21 protein-coding genes are annotated in these 20,939 nt (G+C 56.3%); 9 read left to right on the top strand and 12 right to left on the bottom strand.

What is annotated here, in order from left to right:
- Positions 1-33: 33 nt before the first annotated feature.
- Positions 34-1,494 carry an HD domain-containing phosphohydrolase gene (locus tag BEN30_RS02410; protein ID WP_069956729.1) on the bottom strand — a complete coding sequence of 487 codons (1,461 nt, stop codon included), beginning with the start codon at positions 1,492-1,494 and terminating at the stop codon, positions 34-36.
- 160 nt (positions 1,495-1,654) lie between these two features.
- Here BEN30_RS02410 and def point away from each other — a divergent pair, with 160 nt between their 5' ends.
- Both def and fmt read left to right on the top strand, forming a co-directional pair.
- Positions 1,655-2,176: a peptide deformylase gene (gene def / locus BEN30_RS02405; RefSeq protein ID WP_069956728.1), complete on the top strand. Its 522-nt coding sequence runs from the start codon at positions 1,655-1,657 to the stop codon at positions 2,174-2,176.
- 5 nt (positions 2,177-2,181) lie between these two features.
- Complete coding sequence (gene fmt / locus BEN30_RS02400) at positions 2,182-3,105, top strand: methionyl-tRNA formyltransferase (protein WP_069956727.1); 924 nt, start codon at positions 2,182-2,184, stop codon at positions 3,103-3,105.
- A 29-nt stretch (positions 3,106-3,134) separates the two neighbouring features.
- Here the strand turns inward: fmt and BEN30_RS02395 are convergent, their stop codons facing one another.
- Complete coding sequence (locus tag BEN30_RS02395) at positions 3,135-4,277, bottom strand: hypothetical protein (RefSeq protein ID WP_069956726.1); 1,143 nt, start codon at positions 4,275-4,277, stop codon at positions 3,135-3,137.
- A 155-nt stretch (positions 4,278-4,432) separates the two neighbouring features.
- Here BEN30_RS02395 and truA point away from each other — a divergent pair, with 155 nt between their 5' ends.
- Positions 4,433-5,194: a tRNA pseudouridine(38-40) synthase TruA gene (gene truA / locus BEN30_RS02390; RefSeq protein ID WP_069956725.1), complete on the top strand. Its 762-nt coding sequence runs from the start codon at positions 4,433-4,435 to the stop codon at positions 5,192-5,194.
- Between the two features lie 13 nt (positions 5,195-5,207).
- Here the strand turns inward: truA and BEN30_RS02385 are convergent, their stop codons facing one another.
- Positions 5,208-6,716: a methyl-accepting chemotaxis protein gene (locus BEN30_RS02385; RefSeq protein WP_084004924.1), complete on the bottom strand. Its 1,509-nt coding sequence runs from the start codon at positions 6,714-6,716 to the stop codon at positions 5,208-5,210.
- A 312-nt stretch (positions 6,717-7,028) separates the two neighbouring features.
- On the opposite strand from BEN30_RS02385, the gene BEN30_RS02380 reads away from it, so the two are divergent.
- Positions 7,029-7,394 (top strand): hypothetical protein, encoded by a 366-nt coding sequence (locus tag BEN30_RS02380; protein WP_069956723.1) that lies wholly within the window; start codon positions 7,029-7,031, stop codon positions 7,392-7,394.
- 1 nt (position 7,395) lies between these two features.
- On the opposite strand, the gene BEN30_RS02375 is transcribed toward BEN30_RS02380, so the two are convergent.
- The 4 genes from BEN30_RS02375 to BEN30_RS02360 all read right to left on the bottom strand — a co-directional run bounded on the left by BEN30_RS02375 (position 7,396) and on the right by BEN30_RS02360 (position 10,872).
- The gene (locus BEN30_RS02375; RefSeq protein WP_069956722.1) at positions 7,396-8,013 is read right to left on the bottom strand and encodes a hypothetical protein; all 618 of its coding nucleotides are present in this window, start codon (positions 8,011-8,013) and stop codon (positions 7,396-7,398) included.
- Entirely contained in the window at positions 8,010-9,185 is a 1,176-nt protein-coding gene (gene dapE, locus BEN30_RS02370; RefSeq protein ID WP_245648962.1) for a succinyl-diaminopimelate desuccinylase, read from the bottom strand. The genes BEN30_RS02375 and dapE overlap by 4 nt, the downstream gene beginning before the upstream one ends.
- 15 nt (positions 9,186-9,200) lie before the next feature.
- Positions 9,201-10,049, bottom strand: a complete 849-nt coding sequence (dapD, locus tag BEN30_RS02365) for a 2,3,4,5-tetrahydropyridine-2,6-dicarboxylate N-succinyltransferase (protein WP_069956721.1) — start codon at positions 10,047-10,049, stop codon at positions 9,201-9,203.
- 121 nt (positions 10,050-10,170) lie between these two features.
- A complete protein-coding gene (locus BEN30_RS02360; protein ID WP_084004923.1) occupies positions 10,171-10,872 on the bottom strand; it encodes a pyrimidine 5'-nucleotidase in 702 nt (233 codons plus the stop codon).
- A 171-nt stretch (positions 10,873-11,043) separates the two neighbouring features.
- Between BEN30_RS02360 and BEN30_RS02355 the strand changes: the two genes are divergently transcribed.
- From BEN30_RS02355 to BEN30_RS02335, 5 genes are all read left to right on the top strand, one after another.
- Positions 11,044-12,771: an EAL domain-containing protein gene (locus tag BEN30_RS02355; protein ID WP_069956720.1), complete on the top strand. Its 1,728-nt coding sequence runs from the start codon at positions 11,044-11,046 to the stop codon at positions 12,769-12,771.
- A gap of 258 nt (positions 12,772-13,029) precedes the next feature.
- Positions 13,030-13,239 carry a cold-shock protein gene (locus tag BEN30_RS02350; protein WP_069956719.1) on the top strand — a complete coding sequence of 70 codons (210 nt, stop codon included), beginning with the start codon at positions 13,030-13,032 and terminating at the stop codon, positions 13,237-13,239.
- A gap of 83 nt (positions 13,240-13,322) precedes the next feature.
- Positions 13,323-14,747: a DEAD/DEAH box helicase gene (locus tag BEN30_RS02345; protein WP_069956718.1), complete on the top strand. Its 1,425-nt coding sequence runs from the start codon at positions 13,323-13,325 to the stop codon at positions 14,745-14,747.
- A gap of 162 nt (positions 14,748-14,909) precedes the next feature.
- Positions 14,910-15,476 (top strand): hypothetical protein, encoded by a 567-nt coding sequence (locus tag BEN30_RS02340; RefSeq protein ID WP_069956717.1) that lies wholly within the window; start codon positions 14,910-14,912, stop codon positions 15,474-15,476.
- Between the two features lie 233 nt (positions 15,477-15,709).
- Complete coding sequence (locus BEN30_RS02335; RefSeq protein ID WP_069956716.1) at positions 15,710-16,435, top strand: recombinase family protein; 726 nt, start codon at positions 15,710-15,712, stop codon at positions 16,433-16,435.
- 259 nt (positions 16,436-16,694) lie between these two features.
- On the opposite strand, the gene argB is transcribed toward BEN30_RS02335, so the two are convergent.
- Genes argB through rnpA form a run of 5 tightly spaced genes read right to left on the bottom strand, consistent with a single transcriptional unit; the run spans position 16,695 to position 20,936 of the window.
- The gene (argB, locus tag BEN30_RS02330) at positions 16,695-17,630 is read right to left on the bottom strand and encodes an acetylglutamate kinase (protein WP_069956715.1); all 936 of its coding nucleotides are present in this window, start codon (positions 17,628-17,630) and stop codon (positions 16,695-16,697) included.
- 52 nt (positions 17,631-17,682) lie between these two features.
- The gene (gene yihA, locus BEN30_RS02325) at positions 17,683-18,360 is read right to left on the bottom strand and encodes a ribosome biogenesis GTP-binding protein YihA/YsxC (protein WP_069956714.1); all 678 of its coding nucleotides are present in this window, start codon (positions 18,358-18,360) and stop codon (positions 17,683-17,685) included.
- 24 nt (positions 18,361-18,384) lie between these two features.
- Positions 18,385-20,151, bottom strand: a complete 1,767-nt coding sequence (gene yidC / locus BEN30_RS02320) for a membrane protein insertase YidC (RefSeq protein WP_069956833.1) — start codon at positions 20,149-20,151, stop codon at positions 18,385-18,387.
- Between the two features lie 45 nt (positions 20,152-20,196).
- A complete protein-coding gene (gene yidD, locus BEN30_RS02315) occupies positions 20,197-20,520 on the bottom strand; it encodes a membrane protein insertion efficiency factor YidD (RefSeq protein ID WP_069956713.1) in 324 nt (107 codons plus the stop codon).
- Entirely contained in the window at positions 20,517-20,936 is a 420-nt protein-coding gene (rnpA, locus tag BEN30_RS02310; protein WP_084004922.1) for a ribonuclease P protein component, read from the bottom strand. Before rnpA ends, yidD begins: the two co-directional genes overlap by 4 nt.
- Positions 20,937-20,939: the final 3 nt, after the last annotated feature.

Here is a 20,939-nt window from a genome sequence, read left to right as displayed (position 1 = left end):
GCAAACATCTGAAAAGAATTGTAACCGGGAGTGTTATTCAGCCGCCTGGGTATGCTGATCGCCAAATTGGGCGGCGATGGCTTGAAATTCGCTTTCCACGGCGTTTAAGGCGTCCACAATATCGGGATCAAAATGGCTGCCGCGACCCTCGCGAATGATATTCATGGCCTTGTCGTGGGAAAAAGCGGGTTTGTAGACGCGTTTGGAAATGAGCGCATCATAAACATCGGCCACCGCCATCAAGCGCGCGGCGATGGGGATGTCGGTGCCTTTGGTGGCGTTGGGATAACCCGATCCGTCCCATTTTTCGTGGTGGCTCTCGGCAATTTCGCGGGCATAGCTCATGAACGAATTGGAGCCCAATTCCTTTTCCGCAACGTGCAGGGCCTCGGCGCCCAAACGGGCATGGGTTTTCATGATGACAAACTCGTCATCGGTGAGCTTGCCGGGTTTGAGCAAAATGGCGTCGGGAATGCCGACCTTGCCAACATCGTGCAAGGGCGCGGATTTGTACAAAAGATCGATGGTGTCGTCGTCCAGCGCCGCCGAAAAATTGGGGTGGTCTTTCAAGTGCACCGCCAAGGCCCGCACGTAGCGTTGGGTGCGCAACAGGTGCGCGCCGGTTTCGTTGTCGCGGGTTTCCGCCAGACTGGCCAAGGACAAAATGGTGACGTCGCGGGTCAGCGCCAGCTCCTTGGTGCGGTCCTTGATGCGGTCAACCATGACGTTGGTGTGCTGCGCCATGACGCCGAATTCGTCATTGCTGGCGACCGGCACATGCAGGTCGTAATCGCCGAGCGTGACGCGGGTGAGGACTGAATTTTGGTTGCTCAAAATTCTATTCAAGTTCCGGGCAAACGAGCGGATGATGTTCAGCGTGTGGGGCAATATGACCAGCAAGACAAAGGCGAATTCCTTCAAAATCGACACTTGGGCGTCACGCAGGGTCACGCTGGCACCAACGCGGATGATCCAATCCAGGTCCTTCACCACCAACAGCATAAACACCAACACCAGCACCGATATGGAAACGGATGCGAACAACACGACCTTGCGGGTCAGAGGAAAATAGTTTTCGTCGGGATCAATGGTGATGTGCTCTTGCTCGATTTTATCGGCGATGAGGCGCTCTTCTTCCAACGCGATGTCGGATGCGGCGAAAAATCCCAATCCGGTCAAGCCGAACAGGATCTTCAGACCGCTTTCCAGGAACGGAAATCCATAAAGAATTTCATTGTATGCCATGACGATGATGGCGCTGATGGCAAACAGGCCCATTTCCAGCCAAAATACGCGGGCGACCCGGCGTTTCAGCGGTTGACTGTCGACAAATTTTTGGCGCAACGGGCTGCGCACCATGTATTGCACTGCCAGCACGGAAATGATCGGCACGGCCACTTGCATGGGGCTGAGGGTTTCAATAAACGGACAAACCCGAATGCCGTAAAACGGAACAATGATCATGGTGGCGAAATAGTGTAAAATGGCGCGCATGAAATTTCCTGACCCGTAATCCTTAGGAGACACTGTAGTATATAGGACTTTAGACGCGGATGATAAGGCATCACATCTTGACGGATGGGGGTTGGAGCCTTAAGTCCTGTCAACAAGGCGCTGACACGCAGATATTCGTACCATCATCAGGTAAAGTTACATGGCTATACTTCCCATATTGGTTGCTCCAGACCCTCGATTGAAGGCCAAGGCACAGTCTGTTGAGGCTGTTGACGGCGAAATCCGCCAATTGATGGATGACATGTTGCAATCCATGTACAAGGCCCGCGGCATCGGTTTGGCCGCGCCTCAGGTGGGGGTGAGCAAGCGCGTGATCGTCATGGATATCAGCACCGACGACGAAGAACCCAATCCCCTGCGCATGGCCAACCCGGAAATCATCTGGGCGTCCGAAGATCAGTTGGTGCACGAAGAAGGCTGTCTGTCGTTGCCCGAGCAGTTTGCCGATGTGATGCGTCCCACCGCCGTCAAGGTGCGCTATTTGGACCATGAAAATGAAATCCGCGAATTGGTGGCCGAAGAAATGCTGGCAATCTGCGTGCAACATGAAATGGATCATCTGGAAGGCACCTTGTTTGTCGACCGCCTCACCAACCTCAAACGCAACATGATTTTGCGCAAACTGCAAAAGGCGCGGCGCGGCTTGCCGACGACGGTTTAACTCCCATGGCGGGGCAGCCCTTACGTCTGATTTTTATGGGCACCCCCGATTTTTCGGTGGCGGCGTTGCGGGCACTTTTGGCTGCGGGTCACGAAGTGGTGGCCGTGTACAGCCAGCCGCCGCGCAAATCGGGGCGCGGGCAAAAATTGACCCCCACCCCCGTGCACGCCTTCGCCGCGGAACTGGGGCTTGAAGTGCGCACACCCGTTTCGCTGAAAAATACGGATGAACAACGCGCTTTCGCCGAACTCAATGCCGACGCCGCTGTGGTGGTGGCGTATGGCCTGATTTTGCCCAAAGTCATCTTGGATGCGCCCAAACTGGGTTGTTTTAACATTCACGCTTCGCTGCTGCCCAGGTGGCGCGGTGCCGCGCCCATTCAGCGCGCCATCGAAGCGGGCGACCGCCAGTCGGGTGTCACCATCATGCACATGGATGAAGGCCTGGACACCGGAGACATGGTGCTGGTCAAAGCCATCGATACCTCCCCAGACATGAACGCCCAGCAGCTGCACGATGCCTTGTCGGACATGGGTGCACGCTTGATTGTACAAGCGCTGGCAGGCGTGGTGGACGGAACCTTATCGGCCCAACCGCAACCCGAAGACGGTGTGACGTACGCCAAAAAAATCGACAAGGCGGAAACGCGGATCGATTGGCATTTAAGCGCCGAAGCCATAAGCGCCCAGGTGCGCGCGTTTTATCCCTTGGCGTGGTTTGAACGCGACGGTCAGCGGGTTCGGGTGTGCAGCGCCTCTGTTGAACTGGGCTCTGGTGCCCCTGGTGAAGTTTTGGACGGTCAGCTGCTGGTCGCGTGCGGGGAAGGCGCTGTGCGGTTGATTGACGTTCAACCCGCCGGCAAAAACGTCATGAGCGCAGACGCCTATGTGCGCGGTAATCCGTTGCGCATGGATGAGGTTTTCATCTAAATCGAGGCGCAAGACAGTCTGGGCAAAATCTAAAAACGATCCGGATTGGGAAGGTTGTCACCCAGGGCCGGGGCGGCTTTGACGCCGCGCGCGGCGGCGGCGCGTTCTTCTTGACCTTGGGCGTAGGTTTTGAATTTCGAACGGCTGCGCGGGTTGGGTTTGCTTTCTTGAGCGTCTTTGAGAATTTTGCGCACCTCTTCGATGCCTTGACGCATTTCCAACATGATGAATTCAGAGCGTTTGACCGGACCACCGACGGTGTCACGGGGAAACAGCGTATGCCAGGCGGTCATTTTTACGGACAAGGCACACAACACCCCGCCGATGGTGGTGTGATAGCTTTGGATCAACGCCTCAACTTGGCGGAAGCGTTCGGCGGACACGTCGCTCCAAAAGTCTTTGGTGCTGGCATCGAATTCCTGGAACAGGCGTTTAAGGTGTGCGCTCAACCCGGTGAACGTTTTTTCCAGCATTTCGCACGTCTTCATCAGGTTCTGATCGCTTTTGAGCTCCCAGTTGGAGCGAATGCTCTTCAAGCTTTCGAGAAAGCCCGTGGTGATGGGTGCGGTTTCGTCCAAGCAGTGCTTGTAGTAGGCCAGGGACAGAAAAATATCACCGTAGTCCTCCAAAAACCGCGGCAATTCCATCAAATCGATGTCGAGCTTTTTCGCCATCATATCCAACTTGTCGCGCGCCATTTTAACATCGGGATTGCGAAACAAGTTGAGCAGATCGCTGAATTCTTTCACTTCGACGTCGGTGCTGCCATAAATGTCGCGGATCAAAGGAAAGGTGAAATCCTTCATGTATCCGGCCAGTTCCTGGCTTTTTTTCGGGGATAATTTCAGGGCTTCGACGTCGGTCAGGGGAATCCCTTGTTCGCGGAGCGAAATGCGCAAGCTGTAAACGTCGTAAGAGGGCAATCTGGCCAGCTTGCGCAACAAATTGATGTCTTCGGGGGAAGCGTCGGAATGATCGCGCAATTGGCGGGCGGCGGCGTCAACGGTCATTTGACCGCTGCCCGAATCGGCATCTTGAAACAGCTCGATCATGGACTGCAGGCGCGCATTCTTGATCATCCGTGCATGGCACAGGGACCGATTTTCAAACGGGATAATGCTCATCGGTAAGATGTGCAAAGAATCGAGATCGTCGTGAAGCGTGTCTGACATACCGAAGCCTGATGAAAGCCCTCAAAAATAGGACAAAAGAGAATTGACTTAGTCTTTGTACGCTCTTGGGACGTCTAAAGGCAAGATCCATCCCAAATTATGCCCCTCAACAAAAGATGTCGCTTTCAAGGGCTGAGTTGCTCTAAAACAGGGCCATGGTACGATATCGGCTCCAGGTGGAATATGACGGCGGTCCCTTTGTTGGTTGGCAAAGGCAAGAAACCGGCTTGGGCGTCCAGCAAATTGTGGAAGAAGCCATTCTGGCCTTCAGTGGGGAAAGCCCGCGGGTTTTTTGTGCCGGACGCACCGATGCGGGGGTTCATGCCTGCGGTCAGGTGGCGCACTTTGATTTGCAGCGTGCGGACGTCAGCGCCAAAACCGTGCAAGGTGCGCTCAATCACCACATGAAGCCCCATCCGGTGAGCATCGTTCACGCGGAAATCGTTGATGAAGATTTTCACGCCCGCTTCAGCGCGACAGAGCGCGAATACCTGTTTCGCATTCTCAACCGCCCGGCGCGCCCGGCCTTGGAACGCGGTCACGTCTGGTGGGTGCCTCAGCCCTTGGACGACAGGGCGATGCACGATGCGGCGCAAGTTCTGGTTGGCAAGCACGACTTCACCACCTTTCGCGCCACCATGTGCCAAGCCAAGTCGCCATTGAAAACCTTGGATGAACTGACCGTCACGCGGGTTGGCACTCAGGCGGGCGAAGAACTGCACATCAAGGCCCGGGCGCGGTCGTTTTTGCACCATCAGGTGCGCAATATGGTCGGCACCTTGAATCTGGTCGGTCTTGGCAAATGGACCTCGGCCGATCTTCAGGCCGCTTTGGACGCCAAAGACCGCGCCGCTGGCGGCCCCACGTCACCGCCGGACGGTTTGTATTTGATGCGCGTGGGCTATGACAAAATTTAAGCCCTGACGTTCTTTACGCCTTATACCCCATGCGCAAGCCACCCCAGTGACGGCCCTTGACGGTGATGGGGGCGGAAACATCTTTCATCACCACCATGACACCACCGCCCATCTGGCGTTTGTAGGTTTTCAGCAAAAAGGCCTTGGTCTGATTTTGTCCAGCGCCCAATCCGGTGGGATCGTCAAAAATGCGCCGATTGCGGCAATGGGCCATGTTCCACACTGGATCATCCGATTGCGGTTGGGCATAAGCCTTGTTGTGGGTCGGTAAATAGCCATTGCGGTCGACCGGGGCGCAAAAGGTGACGCGTGGGTCTAAATCCAACAGCGGTTCTTGGATGGGCGGCAAAACGCGGTCGGTGAAGGGCACCATTTTGGCCATGACCTGTTCGGGGTCGGTGCCGGCAATGGGCTGATAATTTTCGTCAAACAGCTCATCTAAGGTGATTTCCCCGGTGTCCACGCCAGCTTCAAAGGCGCGCGAGATTTCCCCCGCAGCGGTTTGCACGGCTTTGATGAAGGGCGTGTCTTCGATCGCCAAATTGTTGGCGACAATCTGTTCGATCAGGTCTTCGCTGAGCTCCAGCAATTTGCCGACGTGGCCGTTCGCCACGTTTAAACGTTGGCTTTCTTCCGTAACCTCGACGGCAAAATCGCCCAAGCTTTGGGACACATGCGTGCACACATCCAAATTGGCCTGGGATTGCTCATGAATGTCGCCGACATGGGCTTTGAGCAGATCAAAAATGGTTTGCAAGTCGTCCATGGCGTCGGCGACTTTGGTGTTGTCTTGGCTGGCGGTGTCGGCTTTTTCCAAACTGGTGGCGCTGTCTTTGGACAGCATCTCGATTTGGGTGCGCAGCTCGGAGACGGTTTCTGCGATATCGGTGGTGGCGTCGCTGGTTTGTTTGGAGAGGTTTTTGACTTCACCCGCAACCACGGCAAAGCCTTTACCCGCCGCCCCCGCGCGGGCCGCTTCGATGGTCGCGTTGAGCGCCAGCAAATTGGTTTGCTTGGCGATGGCTTCAATATTTTGCGCCACTCCCGAAACCCGTTCCAGCGCGTGGGTGAGCGCGTTTAAGCGCGCAGATATGCCCGAAACCGATTCAATCAGCCCGGTGATGGATGAAGTGCTGTCTTGAATGGTCTTGGATGTTTCTTGGGTGCTGTCGGTGGCGGTGGAGGCGATGGAATTGGCGGTGGTCGCCAATTCGGAAATTTCTCCGTTGGAGGCGTGCAGACCATCCATTTCCGACTTCAGTTCACCTAAGTGTTGGGTTTTGCCGCTGACGGCCGCGGTGATATCGTCCAAATCAATGGAGATTTCAGCCAGTTCACCCCAGACGCTGGCGATTTGGACCGCCGCATGGGCGCTGAAATTAGGGTCGGAAGTGTTTGGGCTGCCTGCTGAGCCGCCCGGTCTGTCATTGGGTACTGCTGCGCCGGGTAGGCACGACATTTCATCATCATGATCAAGCTGAGCATGAGCATTCAAATTAAGATTGGGATTTAAAGTGTTCATGGGCCGCCCCTGTGTGTTTGGCTAAGTTATGGTCGCGGGCACATTTTTGCGCCATCCTCTAACGGGACGTACACGACGTTAAATCCTACCCATAGGTGTGGATTGTAGACAGATTTTCAAGGGAAGAAAGAGGGAAAATAAAGCGCCCAAACTTATTTTCTTTGGCAATTCTAATGACGGTGATAACGGTCTCGATGTCCTGGCTCTTTCCACATGCAGGGGACGTGCGTATATTGAACGCAGAGCCTCAAGGGATCTCCGCTCAGCAGTCCGGGCGCGAATTGGGGTCTCAAATGTCAAAAGGATAGGCGCATGACGGATACAAATGGCGAGCCGCGGATGAGCTTGAAAACCAAGGCCACCGGCGTGCCGGACCCGGCCTCTAGCCAGGGTCGTGGTGGTGCATCTGGGGAGCGGACCACCTATGTGATGCAAGATGACTCTTTGCCGCTGTTGGGTATGTTCGCCGTCGGTTTTGGCCTGTTGGGGATTTTCACCATCGGTCCGGTGTTTGTGCCGTTGGCCCTGATTTTTGGCTTGATCGCGATTTTTGCCGGGCAGATTTTATGGGGGTTGACGGCCTTGGTGCTGGCGTTGGCCGGGTTTGTGACCTCGCCGACGTTGCTATTGTTCCTGGGCGCGGGCGCGCTGGCGGCTTGGCTGGGCATCCCGCTCTAGCCTAAGACGCGATCAACACAGCCCCCCAATAGCGAATGATAATGTTGACGAAAATGGACAGCGTTACAACGCCGGTCGCGGCCAGTGCCGAGATGTTGAGGGTGTGGCGGGCGACAAACCACGACAGGCCCAAAGCATAAACAATCACCAACGCCAGCATGAACGACATGGCCGAACCGGTCAGAACTTCCAACGAAATGGCGATTTGTACGGGAATGGACAGGGCCGAAGCGATCAGGTCGGTCCAATTGCTGGCCACGGCAAAGTGTAAAAAGCGTTTTGACCAGCCAAACGTGCGGCAGACGTAAAACATCGCCAGGGGAAACGCCACCCAGCTCATGGCGTACATAATGAGTTCGACGCTGAAATAACGAAAGACCCCGATGGAGAGGTCCGTCGCGGCCAGATCTGCCGCGACCACGTCCGGGTCGGGGGCATCTGTGTAGTGCCAGCGGGTGGCCAGTTCCAGCAGGTAAAACGGTGCGATCAGCGCTGCCACCCAAAATGAATTCCAAAAGCCTTGGACGGTTGCATTGAAAAAGATCGCCCCCTTTTCGTCGAAGCGTCCCATCCGCACAGCGCCCATCAGCGCCAAGGTGGCTTCGCGCGGCGATATCATGGGCTAGGCGCTTCAAAAAAGGCCGAGATCATCTCAAAATAAATATCGGCCAGTTGGCGGATGTCGTCGACGCGGGCGTGTTCGTCAACCTTGTGTGCGGTGGCGTTCGTCAAGCCGAACTCGGCCACCGCGCAGTGGTCTTTGATAAAGCGCGCATCCGAGGTGCCGCCGGTGGTGCTGAGCGCGGGCGTTAATCCGGTGATTTTTTGCACCGCCCGAACCATCACGTCCGACAGTTTGCCCGGTGGAGTGAGAAAACTTTCGCCGGAAACTTCGAAACGAAGCTCAAAATTATCCCCAGCCCCGACCAGCATATCGGTCAATTTGTCTTTCAGTGTCGTCGAGCTAAAGGTGTCGTTAAAGCGTACGTTGAACACCGCCTTGGCCGCATTGGGAATGACATTGGTGGCTAAGTTGCCGACGTCAACGCTGGTCACTTCCAGGTTGGAGGGCTGAAAATGGGCCGTGCCATGGTCGATGGGCTGCTCGGTTAAGACGCTCAACAGCTTGACCAGCTTGGGCACCGGGTTGTCGGCCAAGTGGGGGTAGGCGACGTGGCCCTGGGTGCCGCGTTGGGTGATGAAGCCGTTCAAACTGCCGCGTCGTCCGATTTTGATGGTGTCGCCCAAGGCATCCGTGTTGGTGGGCTCGCCGACGATGCACGCATCCAGCGTTTCGCCGTTGGCCACCAGCCAATCCAACATTTTGTCGGTGCCGTTCAGCGCCGGGCCTTCTTCGTCGCCGGTGATGAGAAACGACAGAGAGCCTACAAACGTGTCGCCGTGCTTTTGAAGATAGCGTGCTGCTGCCGATACAAAGCAAGCTATGGCCGCCTTCATATCCACCGCACCGCGCCCATAGAGAATGCCGTTTTCAATCTCGGCACCAAACGGCGGGTGACGCCATGCCGCTTGGTCGCCCACCGGAACCACGTCGGTATGTCCGGCGAAACAGAGGTTTGGTCCGCGCGTTCCCCACCGGGCATAGAGATTGTCCACATCGGGTGTGCCCGCTTGGCTGAACGGCAAACGATGACAGGCGAAGCCCAAAGGACAAAGAGCCTGTTCCAGCACCGCCAACGCGCCCGCGTCATCAGGCGTGACGGAAGGGCACTGGATCAGCGCTTGGGTGAGCTTGACCGGATCGATGGGAGTGACACCAATGGTGGACACGGGAGCCTCGTTCCTTTAGGTGCGCAGCAGTTCGTTGATGCCGGTTTTGGCGCGGGTTTTTTCGTCCACACGCTTGACGATGACGGCGCAATACAAGTTCGGCGCAGGTTCGCCCGTGGGCATGGTGCGATGCGACGGCATCGAGCCTGACACCACCACTGAATAGGCCGGTACACGGCCATAAAACACTTCGCCGGTTTGGCGATCGACGACCTTGGTGGAGGCGGAAATAAACACGCCCATGCCCAGCACCGAGCCTTCTTCGACGATGACGCCTTCTGCCACTTCCGCGCGCGCGCCGATGAAGCAGTTGTCTTCGATGATGGTTGGGTTGGCTTGCAAGGGTTCCAGCACGCCGCCGATGCCCGCACCGCCGGAAATGTGCACGTTTTTGCCGATTTGGGCGCACGAACCGACCGTCGACCAGCCGTCAACCATGGTGCCGGTATCCACATAAGCGCCCAAGTTCACAAAGCTGGGCATCAACACCACGCCGGGTGCGATGTAGGCACCGCGGCGCGCAATGCAATTGGGCACTGCGCGAATGCCCGATGCGCGAAACTTTGCGTCGTCCCAGCCTTTAAATTTGCTGTCCACTTTATCGAACCAGTGGGCCCCGCCGGGTCCGTTTTCGATCATCTTCATGTCGTTGAGACGAAACGACAGCAACACGGCTTTTTTCAGCCATTGATTGACTTTCCACTCGCCCACGGCCAGGCGTTCGGCAACGCGGGCTTGGCCGCTATCCAGCAGTTCGGTTGCGGCTTCGACGGCATCGCGGACAGCCCCTTGGGTATCCAGTCCAATGGCGTCGCGGTCTTCCCAGGCGGCGTTGATGGTGTTCTCAAGATCGCTATAGCTCATGGTCGCTCACTTTTACAATATCTCTGAAATCGGGGCAGGTCCCCCCACCGGAGGTGCAGGTCATTCTGCGGCGTTTCGGAACATAAGGCGTGAAGGCCACGCTGTCCAGTATGCCAAGCCCTTAAAGGCTGTTCAGCCAAGCTGTTAGATCATCGGTGACAAAATCCACGTGATCACCGTCGGGATCCTCTTTGCAGATGGCGCATTCGGTGACCGGGCGCACCCACACGGTGGCCATGCCCAGCTTTGCGGCCGGTTCCAAGTTGCGCGCAATGTCTTCAACCATGACCGCGCTTGATGGATTGATGGCAAAGCGTTTGACCAAAAGGTCGTAAACCTGAGGCTCCGGCTTGGGCACGTAATCGGCTTGAATGATGTCAAACACGGCATCGAAGTGATGCGCAAGACCCAAGCGCGCCAGCACCCGGTCAGCATGGGCGGTGTCAGCGTTGGTGAAGATCAGCTTGCGTCCGCTTAATCGCGACAGCGCTGCATCCAGTTCCGGCGCGGGCGGAATGGCGGAAATATCAATGTCGTGAACGTGGTCCAGATAAGGTCTTGGGTCCATGGCGTGATTGATCATCATGCCGCGCATGGTGGTGCCGTACTGTTTAAAATAGCTTTTTTGCACCCGGTAGGCTTCTGCGTCATCGACATCGAGAAACTTGGCCAAAAAATCGCGCATGCGCAGATCGATCTGCTCAAACAGGCCGTGCACCCCGCAATACAGGGTGTTGTCCAGATCAAACACCCACGTTTGCGCCTGTAGCAAACGCTCAGCGTCCAGTGATCTGTCGAGGGGAGAAGGGGTGCTATCGCTCATCGGGCCATTAGACGACCAAGGGGTTTGTGAACGCAAGCGGTTTTGCTTTGATTGATGTGCGCAAGGTAGTCAAATAAGCTTACTGGAGTATACTGAGCGATGTGATACTTTTATAAAACAATATTAGATTGATTGACGTGTTAACGACGATTTTTGTCGTTCAGGAAATGTATGCAACAGGCAACCCCTCAAGTTGTAACACCGCCGGTGGTGTCGCAAGGAAACGACCTGAAGGCTGAGCGGGATCGCTTTGTCGCGATGGCGTTTTGCTGGGCGGATTTCTTGCTTGAAGTGGATATGAAGGAAACCATCGTTTTTGCCGGTGGCCCGTGGCAAGCCATCACCGGTTTGACGACGGATCAACTGAAGGGCAAAACCCTCGAAGACATTGTGCTCGCAAGTGATTTGGGTCTGATGCGCAGTCTATTGGGGGTGGCGCGCCGCCAGGGTCGCATCGAAGACGTCGATATCCGCTTTAAGGGTTTGCACGCCAAGGGACTGCCCATCGGTTTTGCGGGTTATTTTCTCGAAGATTTGGACAATCACTATTTTCTCGCCATGCGCATTTCGCGCAGCCAGGGGGCCGGGCTGATGCACGGCGGTCACGCCAAGGTCGCCGACAGCAATCTTTATGACACACAATCGTTCGCCGATGTTTTGGGCGGCAAGCTTAAATCGGCCAAGCCCGGCGATGCGGACAATCACCTCACCTTAATCAACATGCCCGGCATGGCAGAGTTGAAAGATCGCTTGGATCCGGAACAAGCTGCCGAGTTGGATAAGGTGCTGGGCACCTATCTGCGTGCCAGTTCCGTTGACGGCGACAGCGCCGCCGCCCTGGACGAGGGCAAGTTCGGCTTGGTTCACGCCGACGACTTAAACGTCAGTGAGCTGGAAAGCCAATTGGCGGAAGTCGCCAAGGGCTTCGACCCAAGCAAAAAGGGTCTAAAGGTTCAAGCCGCAACCATGGACGTGGATGCGGAAAACATTTCCGAAGAAGACATGGCCAACGGGCTGCTCTACGCCATCAACCGCTTTAAGGAGCAAGGCGGGGCGGGCGGCTTCAACATGCAAGAATTGTCGTCCAATCTGTCGAGTTTGGTGTCGCAAGCGGCGGAAAAGGTCTCGGCGTTTAAGTCCACCGTGGCGAGCCGAAATTTCAGCTTGGTCTACCACCCCATCATCAATGTCATGACCGGCGAAGTTCACCATTATGAAGCCCTCACCCGTTTTGAGCCGGGCGTATCGCCGTTTGAAATCATCACCATGGCCGAAGAAACGGGCTTGATTCCCGAATTTGACCTGGCGGTGGTGGAAAAGGGTTTGGAATTCCTCAACACCATTCCACGCAACAAGCCCATGTCCATCGCGGTGAATATATCGGGTCAGTCGGTGGCCTCCGAATGGTATGTAAATTCGCTGCACAATTTGATGGACCAAAACGAATGGGCCAAGGGACGGATGGTGTTTGAAATCACCGAGTCCGCCAAGCTGGTCGATTTGGAGCAGGCCAACGGGTTTATTCAGCGCCTGCGCAAAGGTGGATTTCCGGTGTGCCTGGACGATTTTGGTGCCGGCGCGGCCAGTTTTAGCTATTTGATGAGATTGGAAGTCGATGTGGTCAAAATCGACGGTCCGGTGGTCAAAGATGCGCAAAAGGCGCAACGCGGTCGGGCTTTGCTGGAAAGCATGGCGACGTTGTGTAAAAATTTAGGAATCGAAACCGTTGCCGAAATGGTCGACGATCAATACGGCCTGGAGTTCGTGCGCAAATGCGGCATCAACTATGTTCAAGGCTATCTGTTCGGTAAGCCTGATGCCGACACAAAGTCGTTCAACATGCCAAAATTCATTCATTTGTTCCCCAACCCAGCGTTTACCACGTCGAAAAAATGGTAGTTTAGCGCCCCAAAACGCAACCTGAATGCGGCTTATCCGCACGGTGCAGGCGCCTTACAAAAAGGGTATGCGCTTGCGCAAACAGCAAAAAAAGGGTATGTTCTCCCTACGTTGCACTTTCGTCTCGTGTTCCCTGCTGACCGCACTTTCGGTTTCTCGTTGCGGCCCAACATGTTACCTCCTGACACTGTGAGCGTTTTACGTGCGGGCCGCCAAGGTGGTTGCCCGCTATTACTCTATGTCGAAGGAATAACAGTTATGGCTAAAGGTACCGTGAAGTGGTTTGACGCCACCAAAGGTTTTGGTTTCATTGAACCGGAAGACGGCTCCAAAGATGCATTTGTTCACATCAGCGCGGTTGAACGCGCCGGTTTGTCCGGTCTGCGCGACGGTCAAAAGGTCGAATTCGATCTGACCGCTGGCAAGAACGGTAAAATGGCGGCTGACAACATCGTCGCCCTGGACTAAGTCCAGACGGGGCTTGCGGGGCGCGGACCCAATCTGGGCCGCGCCCGCGCCTTAAGCCCCAACATACAAAGAAAAGAGATTACATGACGAATTTTACAGGGCTTGGTTTGATCGAGCCCCTAACGCGCGCCGTCGCGGCCGAGGGTTATGACACGCCCACGCCGATCCAGGCGCAATCAATCCCCGATCTTTTGACCGGACGCGATTTATTGGGTGTGGCTCAGACGGGCACCGGCAAAACCGCAGCTTTTGTGCTGCCGATTTTGCAGCGCTTGCACGAAGCCAATGCCTTGCCCGCACGCAAGTTGCCGCGGGTGCTGATTTTAGCTCCAACACGTGAATTGGCCTTGCAGATTCACGAAAGCATCGTTGTTTATGCGCGCTATCTATCGATCCGCTCGGTGGTGGTGTTTGGCGGCGTGCCCATGGGCAAGCAAGTCAAAGGCTTAAACGATGGGGCGCAAATCTTGGTCGCCACGCCGGGACGCTTGATGGACCTGATGAACCAGGACAAGGTCCGTTTGAACCGTGTCGAAACGTTTGTTTTGGACGAAGCCGATCGCATGCTCGACATGGGCTTTGTCAACGACGTGCGCAAAATCAGCGCCGAAGTGCCAGACAAGCGTCAAACCGTGCTGTTTTCGGCCACCATGCCGGAAAACGTGCGCAAATTGGCCAGCGGCTTGATGGACAATCCGGTGCGTGTCGAAGTGACGCCTCAGTCTACCACCGCCGAACGCATCGGCCAGCGCGTGTTTTTTGTGCCCAAGGACAAAAAGCGCGATTTGCTGACCAACGTGTTGAAAGACAAAGACGTCAAACGCGTCTTGGTCTTCACCCGCACCAAACATTCCGCCGACCGCGTGGCGCGCCACTTGGAACAGCGCGGCATCAGCGCCGGGGCCATTCATGGCAACAAAACCCAAAACGCGCGTCAACGGGCGTTGGACGGTTTTAAAACCGGACAGCTGCGCGCGTTGGTGGCCACCGACATCGCGGCCCGGGGGATCGATGTGGACGGCGTTTCGCACGTCATCAACTTCGATTTGCCCAATGATGCCGAAAACTACGTACACCGCATCGGTCGCACCGCACGTGGCGGTGAAAAGGGCGAAGCCATTTCCTTTTGCGATGCCGAAGAACGCGGTTATTTGCGCGATATCGAAAAAGCCATCCGTCAAGAGGTCACGGTTTTTTCCGACCATCCCTTCCACGCTGCAGCGATAGCGGAACCTGAACAGGCTCCGCCCAAGCGCGGCGGCGGCGGCGGTGGCGGTCGGGGTCGCGGCGGTCAACCCGGTGGTGGGCGCAAGCCCCAGGGAGTCGGCGCCAAGGGGGCGAACGGTCCCAGCGCCAAGGGCAAAGGCCACCGCCCCACGGACGGTAAACGTCACAGCGACAAGGGCCACGGCGGCCACGGTCACGGCGCCGGTGGTGCCGGAGCGAAAAACCACGGTGCGAAGGGCGGCAGTCGCGCATCTTCGCGTGGTCCCCGCGCTGCGGCGTAATAAACGCGTTCCATCCAAAAATAGGCCGGCCTTAGATGAGCGCCGGTCTTTTTTTGTGCCAACTTCAGGGGTCGACCAATCCGTATGATAGAGCAGAGTGCGTTGATGACCACCGCGTGCTGTGGCAAAATATAATCCGATCTGAAAAAAGGGGACGTGCAGATGATCGGGTGGTGGCGTTTTTTCTTGGTGACGGCGGTGTGTTCATGTGCCGTTGCGTTGCCCGCGTTTGGCGCTGATCGGGACTGTCAAAAGGAACTGGTGGATGGTCACGCGACGTTTCTCAAAGAACAGCGTGCGGTCAATTTTAAGACCGGTGCTGCGTCGGGGGGAACCAAAGCCGACAAGGACCTGGTCGCGTGGTTGAAGAAATGGGACGCCGTCGTCGTCAAACATGAAAACGCCCACAAAAAGGCCGCCGGAAAATGGGGCGGAGAAATCACCTATTACTATTACACCTGGTGGGGCAAAAAATACGCCACGTCCGGGTGTATGCACTGGGCCAACAACGGCAGAAATGTCCCCCCGGACATTGCCTTAAAAACCGCCTTGGCCCCGGATGAGCCATCCAGCATCGATTTGAAGATTGCCGAGGACGCGAAAAAGCACATCAAGATTAAGAAATCCCGTGACTTTTGTCGTACCCACAACAGCGGGGCAAACATCAGGCTGTGTCTGAAACCCTATGCGGGATATGAGTGGCTGGATCGGGTGAGCAGCAGCAATTGACGGGGTGTATTGCGGTGTTCCCCTGCTGACAGCAGCATGCACGCAAGCTCAACGTCATGGCAAGGAGCCGTGCGACGAAGTCCTCCAGGGCCGCGCTCTTCGTTGGGTGTGATGCGCGGGGGCTTAAAATGTTCACGAATATTCTTGAATATTGTCAACGGCTGCGGGGGGTGCTATCTATAATTACGTTTGCTTCATCATCTTTTGATGTCATGGATATGTTGGGTTAAGTGATGCGACACGATCGCTATATTGCCTATTACCGCGTCCGCGCCCCCCGTTCCGGCGCCCCGGATGCGGCGGGCTCAGGCCCGGATATCGAGGCTCAGCAGAGCGCCGTTCAAGCGTACCTGAAGGACGTGTCCGGCAAGCTGATCGAAGACTACAGCGAAACGGAAAGCGCAAAAAGCAAGACTGGCAAGTCGGGCGGCGGCATGGGGCGGGATCGCCCGGAGCTGGCAAAAGCGTTGCTGGCCTGTGAAGCGCAAGAAGCGCAGCTGATCATTGCCAATATGGGGCGTCTTGTCCGCAATGGCGGGTTTTTGCGCACCCTGGAGGGCTCAGGGGTTGAGTTTGTTGCGTGCGATTTCCCATCGCTCAATCGCGAGACCGTCGCCGTGGTCGCAGCGGTCGCCGAAGAAGAGCACCAACGGGCCAGTGCGCGGATCAAAGCCGCCCTGGCGGCGGCCAAGGCCCGTGGCGTGAAGCTGGGCGGAGACCGCGGCAATTCCATCGCCAACGAAGCCCACAAGGGCGCGGAGGCCAGCAAACAGGTGCGTCAAGAAAATGCCGCCCGCCAAGCTGAAGACATCAAGCCCATCATCGATGCCATCAAAGCGAAAGGCATCACCTCGCTTCAGGCCATCGCCGGGGTCTTGAACGCGCGCGGGATCAAAACCTCACGCGGCGCACGATGGCATGCCACCAGCGTGAAGCGGATCATTGAACGGGCGGGCTGATACCAAACGAGCCTTCTCTTGAAAAGACGTGGATATGCAGGTCAATCCGTCAGAAACTGTCATCAACTCAGTTTGAGATATAAGAAGAAGAAAAGGGCCTCAAAGCGAGAAGCGCAGCGACGAAGCTATCCATGGCTGCGCACTCCGCTCTGCAGATGGATTGCCACGCCCCCTGCGGGGCTCCAATGACGCGCTGACGGATGTCTAACTTCAGCCTTCTTTGTGAGCCTAAGGACCGGCAGAACCGCTGATAACTGGCTTACGCGTCCACGTCCGCGGTGATCAATGTGCCGGCGCCGTGCTTGGTGAACAGTTCCAAGAGCACCGCGTGGGGGATGCGACCGTCGATGATGACCGCCGCTTCGACGCCGTCGTCGATGGCCTTGAGGCAGGTTTCGACCTTGGGGATCATGCCGCCTTTGATGATGCCATTTTTGATCAGTTCGCGGGCCCGGGTGGCGGTCATGCGGGCGATCAGGGTGCCGTTTTCGTCGAGCACGCCTTTGATGTCGGTTAACATCAGCAAACGTTTTGCCCCCATGGCCCCGGCAATCGCTCCCGCCGCCGTGTCGGCGTTGATGTTGAGGGTTTCGCCGTTGGGTCCCATGCCGATGGGCGCGATAACCGGTGTGATGTCGCTTTCTTCAAAAAAGTCCAGCACGTGAGTGGTGATGGTTTGCGGTTCGCCCACCAAGCCCAAATCGAGAATACGTTCGATGTTGGAATCGGGGTCTTGCACACGACGGCGCAATTTGGTGGCGAGAATGAGGTTGCCATCCTTGCCTGACAGGCCGACGGCAAAGCCGCCAGCGGCATTGATGGAGCTGACGATTTGCTTATTGATCGATCCGGCCAAAACCATTTCAACCACATCAACGGTGGCTTGATCGGTGACGCGCAAACCGTGAATGAATTCGCTTTCGATTTTCAGCTTATCGAGCATCGCGCCGATTTGCGGGCCGCCGCCGTGAACCACGATGGGATTGGCCCCCACCTGGCGCAGCAAGGCGATGTCGCGAGCAAACAATTCGGCCAGGGCCGGGTCGCCCATGGCGTTGCCGCCGTATTTCATGACCAGCGTTTCCCCCGAATAGCGGCGCATATAGGGCAGCGCCTCAGACAAGGTCTTGGCTTGGTTGAGCCACGCTTCGGGCGGAGCTTCGGGGTCAATCTTTACTTTGGGATCATCTGCCATAACGGGCCTAAATATCATCAGGTTTCAAGAATGTGCCAGCATAATGCAGGCGTTAGCAATTGACCAGCCGTGCAAGTTCGGCACGCAGATCTTCGATGCCGATTTTTTTCGCGGAACTGGTGCAGCGAATGATGGGATGGGCGGCCACGTGACCCGCCAGCTCGATACGGATTTCCGCCATGAGCTGCTCCAATTGGCCAGCCGTAATTTTGTCGGTCTTGGTCAGCACCACTTGATAGGACACCGCAGCACCATCGAGCATCTTCATAATGCCGCGGTCCACGTCTTTGATGCCGTGCCGGGCATCGATCAGCACCAAGACTCGGCGCAGCTGTTGGCGGCCCTTGAGGTAAGCGTTGACCAGCCGCGTCCACTTGGCAACTTGGTCTTTGGGGGCTTTGGCAAAGCCGTAGCCGGGTAAATCGGCGATGATCAGTTTTGCGCCCAGATCAAAGAAGTTGACCTGTTGAGTGCGTCCCGGCGTGTGAGACGTGCGGGCAACCGCCTTGCGCCCGGTGAGCGCGTTGACCAAGGACGACTTGCCGACGTTGGAGCGTCCGGCAAAAGCGATTTCCGGCAAATCCGTATCGGGGATCTGGCCGAGCCCTGCGGCACCGAGCATGAAGGTACACTCGCCCGCAAACATGATCCGTCCAACTTCAAGCTCTTCGGGTGAAAAATCGTCCAAAGGGGCCTGGATTTCGGCAGGTTGGTCGGGCGTGTCGGTCATGACTGAGGGTTCATCATGTGCGATTTAGGCTCCGGCCTTCACGCCCATGCGGCGCATGATCAGCCACTGCTGCAAAATGCTCAGTGCGTTGTTCCAGGCCCAGTAAATCACCAAACCAGCGGCGAACGACGCCAACAAGAAGGTGAAGATGAACGGCAAGAACGTAAACACCTTGGCTTGAACCGGATCGGTGGGTTGCGGGTTCAAGCGCTGTTGCAGCCACATGGTGAAGCCCATGATGATCGGCCAAATGCCGATGTCGAGGGGGCCGGGGATGTAGGCGATGTAGTTCCAGTCGAACAGACCAAACAGATTCCAGATGCTGGTGGGGTCCTTGGCGGACAAATCTTGAACCCAGCCAAAGAACGGCGCATGGCGCATTTCGATGGTGACCAAAAGCACTTTATAAAGCGAGAAAAAGATCGGAATCTGGATCAAGATGGGCAGGCAGCCGGCGGCCGGATTGGCCTTTTCCTTTTTATACAGCGCCATCATTTCTTGGTTGAGGCGCGCCTTGTCATCTTTGAAGCGTTCTTGCAGCTTTTTGATTTCAGGCTGCAATTTCTTCATTTTGCTCATCGCCACATAGGACTTGTTGGCCAATGGGAACAGCACCAACTTGATGGCCACGGTCAGCAACAAAATGGCGGTGCCGAAGTTGCCCAAGATGCCGTGAATGTAGTGCAAAGCGTAGAAAATCGGCTTGGTGAGGAAGTAGAACATGCCAAAATCGACGGCCAAATCAAAGTTCACGACGCCCAGCTTTTCAGCATAGGAATCCAGCAGCGTCACTCGCTTGGCTCCGGCGAACAGGCGCGTGGTTGATTGATTGGAAGCGCCGGGCTGCACATCCACTTGCGCGCCGACAAAGTCGCTTTGGTATTTCTCGACCAATCCGGTTTTGGAATACAACATGCGCGCGCTGACGGGCTGGGTTTGATCGGGGATCAGGGCGGTCAGCCAGTATTTATCGGTAAAGCCGACCCACCCGCCGGTGGTCGTATAGTTCATGACGCCTTCATCGACCACGTCCGAGTATGAGACTTCCGTCAAGGTGCCGTCAAAAACGCCGAGCGGACCTTCATGCAAGATATACAGGCCCGAACCTTGAGGTGTGCCCCAACGGGTCACCAAGCCATAAGGGTTCAGCGTCACGGCTTGCGCCGAATTGTTGAACACCTGCTGGGTGATGGTGAACATGAAATCTTTGTCGAGTTCGATGATGCGCTTAAACGTCAGACCTTCGCCGTTGTCCCAGCTCAGCGTCACCGGACCGTTGGCGTCGAGAACGGTTTTGTCGGTGCTCCACATGGTGTCTTTGTTGGGGAGCTTCACGTTCGTGCCCACCCAACCATATTCGGCGTAATAGGCGTTTTCACTGCCGCGTGGACTGAGCAAGCGGATTTTGGCGCTGTCAGGGTTCAAGGTTTCATTGTAACCATTGAGGATCAAGTCATCGATGCGACCGCCCTGCAGGGCGATGGAGCCGGTCAAGCTGGGCGATGTGATCAACACGCGGTTGCCTTGGGCGACGATTTGCTCCACGGATTGCAATTCACCCACAATCGGCGCGTCGGCGCGTGGTGCGGCACCCGCGGTGCCGGCCTGCGAACTGGACATGGCATTGGGGGCCAAGGGCGCCGAAGGGGTTGTCTCGTCCGCTCCGGACTGGACATTGGGCTGCGAGGCCGTCGGCATTGGCGTTATCGGCTTGGTCGGAAACAGCATTTCAAAGCCAAACAGGATGGCGATGGACAGTACGATCGCCAATATGAGGTTGCGGTTATCCATTTTGTCTTCCAGTTCCAAGCGGCCAGATATGGCCCAAATGTTGTCTCAAAGTGTGTGGTTGGCTTCGCCGTGTGGGCCCAGATCAACTTTTTGATCGGCCCCATCATGACGGTGCGAATGATCGTGTGTATGGTTATGTGCGGCTTCGGTGCCCGGTACGGGGTCCATGCCGCCTTCATTCCAAGGATGACAGCGCAAAAGACGTTTGAGGCCCAACCAGCTGCCTTTCAGCGCGCCGTGGACCTCAATGGCTTGCAGTGTATAAGATGAGCAGGACGGATAAAAGCGACAGCCGCCTGGTAAAATGGGCGAAATGAACCACTGATAGCCCTTGATCAAGGCGCGCATGATATATGCGAGTGGGTTCATTGTGCGTCCTCTGTCTGCGTCGTCGTTTGTGTCGTGACCTGTGTCGTAATCGGTGTCGCGATGCCCATTTTCTTGAGCGCTTTCAGCAAATCGTCGACCAATTGAGCATAAGGCCGGGTCAGTGTTGCGCGCCGTCCAATCAGTACCAAATCAAAGCCAGCTGCCGCGTGCTCTGGCAAAATCTCCGCCGCTAAGGCCCGCAGTCGGCGTTTGGCGCGATTGCGCTCGACCGAATTACCGACCTTTTTGCTGACCGTAAAGCCCACACGCAAAAAGCCATCCGTGCGGGCCGCATGAGCGTTCGCCGGGTGGCTTTTGACCTGAAGGATAAACCCAGGTGCGGCCCACTTTTTGCGCGTTGCTGCGACCCGAAGAAACTCCGGCCGCTTTTTTAAGCGCTCAATCCGGGGCCCCATATC

The organism is Magnetovibrio blakemorei, assembly GCF_001746755.1.
Lineage (GTDB): Bacteria > Pseudomonadota > Alphaproteobacteria > Rhodospirillales > Magnetovibrionaceae > Magnetovibrio > Magnetovibrio blakemorei.
This window is presented reverse-complemented; position numbering and strand designations above follow the sequence as displayed.

Bases quoted from the DNA above. Each gene is read 5' to 3' on its own strand.
- BEN30_RS02410 (WP_069956729.1), bottom strand. From the start codon at position 1,494: ATGCGCGCCATTTTACACTATTTCGCCACCATGATCATTGTTCCGTTT.
- def (WP_069956728.1), top strand. From the start codon at position 1,655: ATGGCTATACTTCCCATATTGGTTGCTCCAGACCCTCGATTGAAGGCC.
- fmt (WP_069956727.1), top strand. From the start codon at position 2,182: ATGGCGGGGCAGCCCTTACGTCTGATTTTTATGGGCACCCCCGATTTT.
- BEN30_RS02395 (WP_069956726.1), bottom strand. From the start codon at position 4,277: ATGTCAGACACGCTTCACGACGATCTCGATTCTTTGCACATCTTACCG.
- truA (WP_069956725.1), top strand. From the start codon at position 4,433: ATGGTACGATATCGGCTCCAGGTGGAATATGACGGCGGTCCCTTTGTT.
- BEN30_RS02385 (WP_084004924.1), bottom strand. From the start codon at position 6,716: ATGAACACTTTAAATCCCAATCTTAATTTGAATGCTCATGCTCAGCTT.
- BEN30_RS02380 (WP_069956723.1), top strand. From the start codon at position 7,029: ATGACGGATACAAATGGCGAGCCGCGGATGAGCTTGAAAACCAAGGCC.
- BEN30_RS02375 (WP_069956722.1), bottom strand. From the start codon at position 8,013: ATGATATCGCCGCGCGAAGCCACCTTGGCGCTGATGGGCGCTGTGCGG.
- dapD (WP_069956721.1), bottom strand. From the start codon at position 10,049: ATGAGCTATAGCGATCTTGAGAACACCATCAACGCCGCCTGGGAAGAC.
- BEN30_RS02360 (WP_084004923.1), bottom strand. From the start codon at position 10,872: ATGAGCGATAGCACCCCTTCTCCCCTCGACAGATCACTGGACGCTGAG.
- BEN30_RS02355 (WP_069956720.1), top strand. From the start codon at position 11,044: ATGCAACAGGCAACCCCTCAAGTTGTAACACCGCCGGTGGTGTCGCAA.
- BEN30_RS02350 (WP_069956719.1), top strand. From the start codon at position 13,030: ATGGCTAAAGGTACCGTGAAGTGGTTTGACGCCACCAAAGGTTTTGGT.
- BEN30_RS02345 (WP_069956718.1), top strand. From the start codon at position 13,323: ATGACGAATTTTACAGGGCTTGGTTTGATCGAGCCCCTAACGCGCGCC.
- BEN30_RS02340 (WP_069956717.1), top strand. From the start codon at position 14,910: ATGATCGGGTGGTGGCGTTTTTTCTTGGTGACGGCGGTGTGTTCATGT.
- BEN30_RS02335 (WP_069956716.1), top strand. From the start codon at position 15,710: ATGCGACACGATCGCTATATTGCCTATTACCGCGTCCGCGCCCCCCGT.
- argB (WP_069956715.1), bottom strand. From the start codon at position 17,630: ATGGCAGATGATCCCAAAGTAAAGATTGACCCCGAAGCTCCGCCCGAA.
- yihA (WP_069956714.1), bottom strand. From the start codon at position 18,360: ATGACCGACACGCCCGACCAACCTGCCGAAATCCAGGCCCCTTTGGAC.
- yidC (WP_069956833.1), bottom strand. From the start codon at position 20,151: ATGGATAACCGCAACCTCATATTGGCGATCGTACTGTCCATCGCCATC.
- yidD (WP_069956713.1), bottom strand. From the start codon at position 20,520: ATGAACCCACTCGCATATATCATGCGCGCCTTGATCAAGGGCTATCAG.
- rnpA (WP_084004922.1), bottom strand. From the start codon at position 20,936: ATGGGGCCCCGGATTGAGCGCTTAAAAAAGCGGCCGGAGTTTCTTCGG.